At 61.8% G+C, this 9137-nt stretch carries 9 protein-coding genes; 8 read left to right on the forward strand and 1 reads right to left on the reverse strand.

Annotation, left to right across the window (positions count from 1 at the left end; genetic code table 11):
- Positions 1–503: IS607 family transposase (locus tag EKD05_RS24485; RefSeq protein WP_129678112.1), on the reverse strand; the 503-nt coding region annotated here is incomplete at its 3' end.
- 260 nt (positions 504–763) lie between these two features.
- Between EKD05_RS24485 and EKD05_RS24490 the strand changes: the two genes are divergently transcribed.
- The 8 genes from EKD05_RS24490 to EKD05_RS24525 all read left to right on the forward strand — a co-directional run bounded on the left by EKD05_RS24490 (position 764) and on the right by EKD05_RS24525 (position 8339).
- Positions 764–2923, forward strand: coding sequence for a tetratricopeptide repeat protein (locus EKD05_RS24490; protein WP_129678114.1), 2160 nt, complete (start codon positions 764–766; stop codon positions 2921–2923).
- A 44-nt stretch (positions 2924–2967) separates the two neighbouring features.
- Positions 2968–3222: a hypothetical protein gene (locus tag EKD05_RS24495; protein WP_129678116.1), complete on the forward strand. Its 255-nt coding sequence runs from the start codon at positions 2968–2970 to the stop codon at positions 3220–3222.
- Positions 3223–3267: 45 nt separating this feature from the next.
- The gene (locus EKD05_RS24500) at positions 3268–3540 is read left to right on the forward strand and encodes a UPF0175 family protein (protein WP_205704078.1); all 273 of its coding nucleotides are present in this window, start codon (positions 3268–3270) and stop codon (positions 3538–3540) included.
- Positions 3537–3791: a DUF2281 domain-containing protein gene (locus EKD05_RS24505; protein ID WP_129678118.1), complete on the forward strand. Its 255-nt coding sequence runs from the start codon at positions 3537–3539 to the stop codon at positions 3789–3791. The genes EKD05_RS24500 and EKD05_RS24505 overlap by 4 nt, the downstream gene beginning before the upstream one ends.
- The gene (locus EKD05_RS24510) at positions 3788–4081 is read left to right on the forward strand and encodes a hypothetical protein (RefSeq protein ID WP_129678120.1); all 294 of its coding nucleotides are present in this window, start codon (positions 3788–3790) and stop codon (positions 4079–4081) included. The genes EKD05_RS24505 and EKD05_RS24510 overlap by 4 nt, the downstream gene beginning before the upstream one ends.
- Positions 4065–4334 (forward strand): type II toxin-antitoxin system RelE/ParE family toxin, encoded by a 270-nt coding sequence (locus EKD05_RS24515; protein ID WP_165360955.1) that lies wholly within the window; start codon positions 4065–4067, stop codon positions 4332–4334. Before EKD05_RS24510 ends, EKD05_RS24515 begins: the two co-directional genes overlap by 17 nt.
- 585 nt (positions 4335–4919) lie before the next feature.
- Positions 4920–7832 carry an ATP-dependent DNA helicase gene (locus EKD05_RS24520; RefSeq protein WP_129678124.1) on the forward strand — a complete coding sequence of 971 codons (2913 nt, stop codon included), beginning with the start codon at positions 4920–4922 and terminating at the stop codon, positions 7830–7832.
- A 255-nt stretch (positions 7833–8087) separates the two neighbouring features.
- Positions 8088–8339, forward strand: coding sequence for a hypothetical protein (locus EKD05_RS24525; protein ID WP_129678126.1), 252 nt, complete (start codon positions 8088–8090; stop codon positions 8337–8339).
- Positions 8340–9137 lie beyond the last annotated feature (798 nt).

Raw genomic sequence — 9137 nt, forward strand, 5'->3', positions numbered from 1 at the left:
CGTGCGGCGAACGAGGAGACAATGGCAACAAGATCGGTGAGTAAATCTTCTTTGCCGTTTTCCGCCTGGTTTACCACCTCAATACTACGACCCTGCTGGACTAAGAGTGTTTCAATATAGCGAAACCCAAAACGTGTTGCGCGGTCTTTGTGCTCTACAACAATATGCGTGATCGCGGGATCGGCGAGTAATTTCAAAAACTTTGGACGGCTATCGTTCACGCCTGAGCCAACTTCTTTGACCACCACATGCACCTGATAGCCTTTTGCCGCACCGTACCCAACGAGGCGATCTGCCTGCGCGTTCAGGTTGGGCTTGTTTTCTGCCGCAGAAACTCGTGCATAAATCGCCACACGAGATGTGGTACTGGCGGTAGGTTCGTCCTCGGTGATAATGATCGTACCCGTAGGCAGTTGGTGTCCACGGATCGTACCGGCCTGAAACCAACGCCATGCCGTCTCGTAGCGAACCCCAACCTTTTTTGCGTAGTCGCTCAATTTCATAGCACAAGTGTACCATAAAACACAAGACAACGCAAGATAACGCAATGTTTCTTATAAACGTTCACAATACCACGCAGCCGTTTGCTATAATGCGTTCAGATCCACTACACCTTGCAAAGAAGGCGGCTATTTTGACGCCAAGGTGCAACGTTGTTCGCAGAGGTGAGCTTAACCCTTCGCGGCTTCGCGCCTTCGCGTGAGCTTCTGTGAAGCGTAGTGGCTTCAGATCAGAAAGCGTTTTGCAAGAACAGGCTGCGTGTATGGCAAATGCCCCTGATACCAGCGTACCGTCTGACCAGCCTGAGCAGGGCGATGCTGCTCGGGTAGCGCAGCGTTCCGTCAATACGGGTGGCGGCGCCTATGCCGAGGGCGCGCTTGATCAGCGCCAGGGGACGTTTGTCGAAGGTGATCAATACAACCTCGACGACCACTTCACCGGTGCCACGCTCAACATCAAGTCCACAATCTACCAGGCACGCCCTGAGCCATCTCCCGCGTTCCAGGTGCCCTATCAACCGATTCCACTTGTTGGACGCGATGAGGCGCTGGCCGAACTGGCGACGTTGCTGACGGGGGATGCGCCGGTGGTGCTGGCACCCGCTATCGCCGGGATGGGCGGGGTCGGCAAAACGATGCTGGCCGCGACCTTCGCGTATCAGAACCAGGCCGCCTTTCCCGGCGGGGTCTTCTGGCTGAATATGGAACAACCCGACCTGATCGCCGGCCAGGTGGCCGCCTGCGCTGGACCCGGCGGCCTCGATCTGCCTGACGTTGCGGCCCTGGCATTTGAAGACCGCATCGCCCGGGTGCGTGCGGCCTGGAACAGCCCGGTGCGGCGACTGCTCGTGCTCGATAATCTCGAAGACCCGGCCCTGCTCACGCGCTGGCAACCGACCGGCAACGGTACCCGCGTGCTCATCACGACGCGACGCGACGATTGGCCGCGCCAGGTGCAGCGCTTGCGTCTGCCGGTACTAGTGCGCCCGCGCAGCGTCGAACTGCTGCTCGGGGCACACGCAGACGACCAGCGCGTCCCAGTGGCAACTCTGCTCACCGACGAGGCCGAGCGTCGCGCGGCCGACGCGATCTGCGACCTGCTTGGCGATTTGCCGCTGGCGCTGGCGATTGCGGCGGCGCTGTTGCGGCTCACCCCCAGCCTGCGCCTGCACGAGTTCCAGGCCCAGATTGTGGCCGATCCACTCTTCGCCGCGCCAGCCGATACGCAAACGATGCAGGAGGTACTACGCGAGGCCGGGCTACCGACCGGACGCGCCCGGGGGGTCGCGGCAACCTTTGCCATCAGCTATCGACAGCTCCAGACGGCTGATGTGCTGGACGCCCAGACGCTGCGGGTCTTGCACGCCGCCGCCTACTGTGCGCCGGCGCCGCTTCCCCACGAGGCGCTCTGGCAGATTGCCGACCTCGACCCGGCCAGCGTGGAGGGTCGAACGGCGGGCGACGCGATCACCCGCCGACTGCGTGCGCTCGGCATCGTGGGCATCCCAAGCAGTGACCAGACCGGCACCATCACCCTGCACCGGCTGCTGGCGACCTTTGTACGCCAGCAGCCGCACCCCCAGGAACTGCTTGGCACCACAGCCACGGTACTGGCAAGCTATACCGCCACCTTGCGGAATGCCGGACAGATCAAGCGCAGTCGGGAGCTTGTGCCGCATCTGGAAGCCGTGCTGGACTACCAGGCGGCAACACAGGGTGCCGAGCACCCCGACACGCTGCTCACCGCCGACAACCTGGCCAACACGCTGTATGCCCAGGGCGACTACGCCGCTGCCCGGGTGCGCTACGAGGCGGTGCTGGAGGCCCACACCCGCCTGCTTGGCCCTGAGCATCCCCACACGCTGATCACCGCCGACAACCTAGCCCTCACGTTGTCGAACCAGGGCGACGACGCCGGTGCCCGGGTGCGCTATGAGGCGGTGCTGAACGCCCAAACCCGCCTGCTTGGCCTTGAGCATCCCGACACGCTGCGCACCGCGATGGGCCTGGCCAACACGCTGTATGCCCAGGGCGACTACGCCGCTGCCCGCGTGCGCTATGAGGCGGTGCTGGCGGCCCAAACCCGCCTGCTTGGCCTTGAGCATCCCCACACGCTGATCACCGCGATGGGCCTGGCCAACACGCTGTATGCCCAGGGCGACTACGCCGCTGCCCGGGTGCGCTCCGAGGCGGTGCTGGCGGCCCGTACCCGCCTGCTTGGTTCTGAGCACCCCGACACGCTGCGCACCGCGATGGACCTGGCCAACACGCTGTATGCCCAGGGCGACTACGCCGCTGCCCGCGTGCGCTACGAGGCGGTGCTAGAGGCCCGTACCCGCCTGCTCGGCGCGGAGCATCCCGACACGCTGCGCACCGCCCACAACCTGGCATTGCTTGGCGCTCGCTCAACTGAAACATCATGACGCTGGGGGCAGTTCTGGCGTCGCTCACCGAAGGAGCGTTGAAGATGCCCTTGCCCGTTACCCACACATTCCTGATCGGTTCCTACGCCCACGCGCCGCAACTCAACGTCCTGATCACCGCCGCCGATGCGAGTGTGGTGGCGGCGGTGCTGGGCGATCCGCAGTGCGGTGGCTCCATGATCGCGCAGGTGACGCTGTTGCGCAACGTCACCGCACGTCGCGAAGGTGTCCTAGCGACACGGGCCGGATCGCTCCCTTTCTGGCAACCGGCCAGTCGCTGTGGGCGTATAATGAACTGAGCGCATCGCGCCTGGTGAACGACCTCGGAGAGGAGTATGACGGAGATGACCACCGTACACCTTGATCTCCCGCATGAGATGCTCGATTTGCCCAATCAGACCCCAGAGAGTTTACGCACCCTGGCTCGTGAGGCCTTGCTGGTTCGGCTGTACGATCAGGGCGTAATTACCTCAGGATGGGCGGCCCAGGTGCTTGGTTTGTCACGGCGCGAGTTTCTCGATCTGCTGGGAACCTATCGGGTCTCGGAGTTCGATGAATCGATAGACGTCGCAGCCGAGGCCCGGTGTCGAGCGGGAATCAAGGCAACGAGCGCATGAACAGCAGCAGCATGCTGCAGGGAGAGCGTACCATGACGGTGAGCGAGCAAATTCAACAGCACCTTCAGAAGTTACCCCCCTCGGTTCAGGCAGAAGTGCTTGACGTTGTCGAATATCTCCTGGCCAAGGCAAGTGTTCGGGAAGAACGCGCGTGGTCAGATGGATCACTCGCCTTGGCGATGCATGGCATGGAAGATGAAGCCACGCCACACGACACCACGGCTGACGTGAAAAGGAGAATCCCGTCATGAGCAATCCCTCTGACCAGTTTACTATCACCGTCTCGCGGAATGAATTAGAAGCACTGCTGCGCCGGATCGTGCGCGAAGAGCTGACCCGTCTGATCGAAGCACAGCGGCCATCGCTGCTCGACTCCTGGAGTCACGAAGGCCCTGATGACCTGGACGGCGATGCTGCGCTGCTGGCGGAAGTGCTAGCCCAGATTGAACGTGAAGCGGCCACACCGACACCGCGCATCGATTGGGCAGCGGCCAAAGCAGAGTTGGCGCGCGCGGAGGCTGCCGGTGAGTTACCAGATTGAACTGCACCGTGAGGCGCTGGCTGAACTCAAGGCGCTGCCGGCCTATGTCCGAGCACAGGTGATCGAATTGATCGACCTGCTGGCCGCTACGCCGCGCCCTCCCCGCGCGAAAGAGCTACGTGACAAACCAGGCATCTATCGCATCTGGCTGGCTGGACGCTGGCGCATAGCCTACGAAATAAATGATGAACAGCAAACAATTATCGTCAGGCGGATCCGGCGCAAAAGTGAAATTGACTATGAGAGCCTGTAGCCAGGCTCCGAAGGATCTGGCAATCAATGCCCCGCCCCACCGCCCACACCCTGCAGATCGCCCCCGGCACCTACGCCCACGCGCCGCAGATCAATGTGCCCAGCACCGCCGCCGATGCAAACGCCGTGGCCGCTGTGCTGCGCGACCCGCAGTGCGTCTGCGCCAGAACCGCATGCTGGCAAAGCTAGGCACTTTCGGCGAGGCCTGCGCACCACCCCAGGGCGATTGCAAAGTCCCAGTAGGGTTCGATAGTGTCCGCAGATGACGCAGATTACGCAGATGCGGAAGCCCTAATCTGCGTAATCTGCGTCATCTGCGGACGATCAGGAGGATTTTGCAATCGCCCTGACGGGCGGTACATCTAGTTGACATTTAACATTCGCATGCTATACTAACGCACAGTATAGTACAGATCTCACCATCGCTGTCAAACTTCGAGTGATTTCTGTCCTGAGATTGAGATAATGTATTCGCGCTTCCCTGCTCTTGGAGCATCCCCGCAGGCCGCTCGTAAGGTGCATCGTAGCCCGGCGTAGCGCTGCAACGCATTGGGCAGCGCGTTGCCATTGCAGCTAGAGGCCGACTATGCTCGCTCCTCTCATCTCCTCCTCCGCCAACCCCCGGCAGCGCGACGCCATTACCTCCACCGATGGCCCCCTGCTCATCATCGCCGGCCCCGGCTCCGGCAAGACCTTTACCCTCGTTGAGCGCGTGGTCTACCTGATCACCGAGAAGGGCGTGACCCCCGAGCAGCTCATGGTCGTGACTTTCACCGATAAGGCCGCCCAGGAGCTGACCACCCGCATCGCGAACCGCCTTGTCGCGATCGGCGTGCGCTTCAACCTCAACGAGATGTACCTCGGCACGTTCCACTCGATCTGTCTGCGCTGGCTCCAGGACCACCGTGAGTTCACGCGCCTCAAGCGCAACTTCACGCTGATGGACCAGTTCGACCAGCAGTACTTCCTCTACCAGCACCTCCGGGACTACGACGCGATCCCCGGCGTCGAGCTGCTGCTCGGCGACCCGCAGAAGACCAGCGCCTGGTACCGCACGGAGAAGCTGCTGCGCTGGGTCAATACGGTCAGTGAGGAGGCCCTGGAGCCCGAGGCACTCATCGCCGCGCCCGACCCGGCCATCAGCACCCTCGGCCGCTGCGCCGCCCTCTACCGCCAGCAGCTCGATGAGGCCAATGCGCTCGACTTCTCGGCCATCCAGCACGAGGCGCTGCGGCTGCTGCGGTTCTACCCGGCGATCCGCGACGCCATGCGCCAACGCATTGCCTATCTGATGGTGGACGAGTACCAGGATACCAACACTATTCAGGAGTTTATCCTGATGGAACTGGCCCAGGGCGAGGCGCCGAACCTCTGCGTGGTGGGCGACGACGATCAGGGCCTCTACCGCTTCCGCGGCGCCACGATCCGCAACATCCTCCAGTTCAAGGAGAAGTTCGCCCCCGGGGTCTGCAAGCAGGTCTTTCTTGAGACGAACTACCGCTCGCATCCCGCGATCATCGACTTCTACAACGGCTGGATGGCTGGCCAGGACTGGGAGCACGACGGCCAGACCTTCCGCTACCCCAAGACGATTGTCCCGCGTGACGACGCCTTCCCCGAGCGCCCGGTGGTGCTCAAGCTCGCCGCAAAGACGGCAGATGCCTGGCATGCAGAGGTGCTGGACTTGCTGCACGGCCTGCGCGACGCCGGCACGCTCACCGACTGGAATCAGGTGGCGTTCCTCTTCCGCTCGGTGAAGCACGAGCAGGTGCGTGGGCTGGCCACGTTCCTGGAGGCCCAGGGCATCCCGGTCTATTCGCCCCGCGCCAATCAGTTCTTTGATCGCGAGGAGATCCGGCTGATCATCGGCGCCCTGATCTTCCTCTTCCCCCAGTTCCCCCAAGTGCGGATGTGGAAGCCCGATGCCCACCTCGACATCTGGGACTACTACGACGAGCAGTGCTTCCGTCCTTTCGCCGAGCACCTGCGCCAGCCCGAGAACGCTGATCTTCTGAAGTGGGCGCGGCGCAAGGCCCGTGACCACATGGCGCTCACCCAGAACGCCGACTACGCCTTCGCCGGGCTATTCTACGAGCTGCTGCGCTTCCCGCTCTTCAGCCGCTACCTCGACGAGACGCTGCTCCAGAACGGCCTGCTCGACAGCCGGCCGATGCGCAACCTGGGCCTATTCTCGCAGATGCTCAACAAGTTCGAGTACCTGCACCATGTCAGCGTGCTCACGCCGGACTATCTTGAGAAGAACCTGCGCGATCTGTTCAACCAGTTCCTGCGCTTCCTTCACGACGGCGGCATCAACGAGTACGAGGACGAGGCGGAGTACGCGCCGAGCGGCCACGTCTCCTTCCTGACCATCCACCAGGCCAAGGGTCTCGAGTTCCCGGTCGTGGTGGTCGGGTCGCTGGGCGCCGTGCCGCGCAAGCAGTACAGCGCGGTCGATGTGGTCCTCGAAGGCTACCTGGCCCGCCCGCCCTACGAGCCGCTGGAGAAGACGAAGTTCTACGACTTCCGTCGGCTCTACTATACGGCCTTCTCGCGAGCGCAGAATCTGCTGCTGCTGACGGCCCTTGAGGTGAACGGTACGGGCCGCACGCCCTCCCGGTACTTCACCGACTACTACACGCCACTCCCCTCTTGGCGCGCGGGCCAGGTGAAGCTGGCCGCCGTGCCGCTGGCCCACATCAAGGATGTGAAGCTGAAGCGCGAGTATTCGTTCACCTCGCACCTAACGGTGTTCGAGAACTGCGCCGAGCAGTACCGCTTCTTCCGCGAGTTGGCCTTCGCCCCGCTGCGCAAGAACCCGATCCTCTTCGGCACCCTGGTTCACCAGACCATCGAAGACATCCACAAGACGGTGCTGCGCGGCGAGCAGCAGCGCGTCACCGCCGATCAGATCGCGGCCTGGTTCGATACAAACTACGCCTATCTGACCCGGCGCGAGCGGGTCTACCTCGCGCCGCCCATCCGCCAGTTGGCCCTGGAGCACGTCCTGCGCTACGTGCGGCGCAACGGCAATGACTGGTCGCACATCCGCGAGGCCGAGGTCGATGTCTCGCTGGTCAAGGACGAGTACATCCTGGCCGGCAAGGTGGACCTGATCCAGGGCGAGGGCGACACCGTCGAGGTGGTGGACTTCAAGTCCGAGCGCAAGCTGGACGTGAACGACCCGAGGGACCGCGAGAGGCTCAACCAGTACCGACGCCAGTTGGAGGTCTACGCGCACATCATCGAGCAGCGCACGGGCCTGACGGTGAGCCGCACCCACCTCTACTACACCAGCGAGGAAGGCGGCAACCCCTACATCAGCTTCGACAAGAACACGCGCTCGGTGGAGCGCACCATCGCCGTCTTTGACGAGGTCGTCCAGCGCATCGAGGCCAAGGATTTTGCGATCCCCGAGCGCCCCGCCAAAGCGTGCTCAGCCTGCGACCTACGGCACTACTGCGACGCGAAGAATTGGGAGTTTCGCGTCCCATCATGATGCCTACTGCACGAGATGAAGCAACGGAGGGTCGCAAGGCGACCAACGCACCCTGCCTCGCCAACACCTACGCGACCCAGCGGGGGCCATCGTCCCAGCACCGCCTCGCACCGCCCCACACCGACTACCGTCGCACCAGCAGATCGTTGCCTGCGCTGAGGGAGGCCACCATGCTTCAGCACGGGAGCGCGGTCGTGTGGCGCCGCCGACCACGAATGCTGAGCACGAATATACGAATAGGGGCTGCTCCATCTAATGAGTCAGGAACTTCAGGATAAATCAGCAGAGTTCGCACGCGAGGATATGCAGCCCGAATATCACTTCGACTACACACAGGCGAAACCAAATCGGTTTGCGCAACCCCAAGCTGATGGAAGTTTAGTCGTCGTGTTAGAGCCAGATATCGCCCAGGTCTTTTCGACGCCAGAAGCAGTAAAACGAGTCCTCCGAGCCTTGATTGCGACGATGCCACCAACAGTTGAGCCAAGCAAGGGCAAGAGCGAGTAAGCAACAAGCAAGCGCCTCCTGCGTGCTCGGCCTGCCTTGAACTTGCTATTGCAAAATCCCTGTAGGATTAGATAGCATCCGCGAACGCGTTCGACGTGCACGCAAAGAATATCGCGCTGGGAATAGCGAGCGTCTTGACGCCATACGTGACGAACTGTTACGCGCACCAGACCCGGAATAAGCAACCAGCGGGGCCGTCGTTCCAGCGACGCGGCCCTCCGTAGCGATCACATCGTTCCAGCACCGCCTCGCGCCGCTCCACATAGGCCACCGTCGCGCCAGCGGATACCGTTGCCTGTGCTGAGGCATGCCACCATGCTTATGGCTTTGACGCATGACATCAGGGAGTGCCGCCTTCAGTCGGCGTCCGGCTCAGCCGACTGAAGGCGGCACTCTGAGTCGCGCGTAAAGTTGATCCGGCCCTTCTGAAACCTTGTCTATCGCACTCCTATCTGGGTTATAAACAGGAGTGCCGACTTTAGCCGGCTAAAGCCGGCACTCCTCAGACACAAATCGTCTAGGGTTGCTATATCAGCAGATGCGGATTTGGTATGCTATACTGCGCTTCATGGTTTTATGACACGGTTCGCGGATCGTATGTACACAATTACCTTTACTGCATCAGCACGCGAAGATATACGATGGTTTCGTAAGTACGACCAACAACGGATTGTGGCTGCGATTGAAAGCCAACGATGTCATTATTGATGATATGGTGGTATCCATTCTTGCAGTTGGCTACAAGGATGGGAATACGCTCTATGTTCGCGGAAAGGAGTACACGTTATGAAAACGGTG

The sequence above is a fragment of the Candidatus Chloroploca sp. Khr17 genome, from assembly GCF_004138165.1.
GTDB lineage: Bacteria > Chloroflexota > Chloroflexia > Chloroflexales > Chloroflexaceae > Chloroploca.

Excerpts from the sequence above, each read along its gene's own strand:
- EKD05_RS24490 (WP_129678114.1), top strand. The coding sequence starts at position 764 with ATGGCAAATGCCCCTGATACCAGCGTACCGTCTGACCAGCCTGAGCAG.
- EKD05_RS24495 (WP_129678116.1), top strand. The coding sequence starts at position 2,968 with ATGCCCTTGCCCGTTACCCACACATTCCTGATCGGTTCCTACGCCCAC.
- EKD05_RS24500 (WP_205704078.1), top strand. The coding sequence starts at position 3,268 with ATGACCACCGTACACCTTGATCTCCCGCATGAGATGCTCGATTTGCCC.
- EKD05_RS24505 (WP_129678118.1), top strand. The coding sequence starts at position 3,537 with ATGAACAGCAGCAGCATGCTGCAGGGAGAGCGTACCATGACGGTGAGC.
- EKD05_RS24510 (WP_129678120.1), top strand. The coding sequence starts at position 3,788 with ATGAGCAATCCCTCTGACCAGTTTACTATCACCGTCTCGCGGAATGAA.
- EKD05_RS24520 (WP_129678124.1), top strand. The coding sequence starts at position 4,920 with ATGCTCGCTCCTCTCATCTCCTCCTCCGCCAACCCCCGGCAGCGCGAC.
- EKD05_RS24525 (WP_129678126.1), top strand. The coding sequence starts at position 8,088 with ATGAGTCAGGAACTTCAGGATAAATCAGCAGAGTTCGCACGCGAGGAT.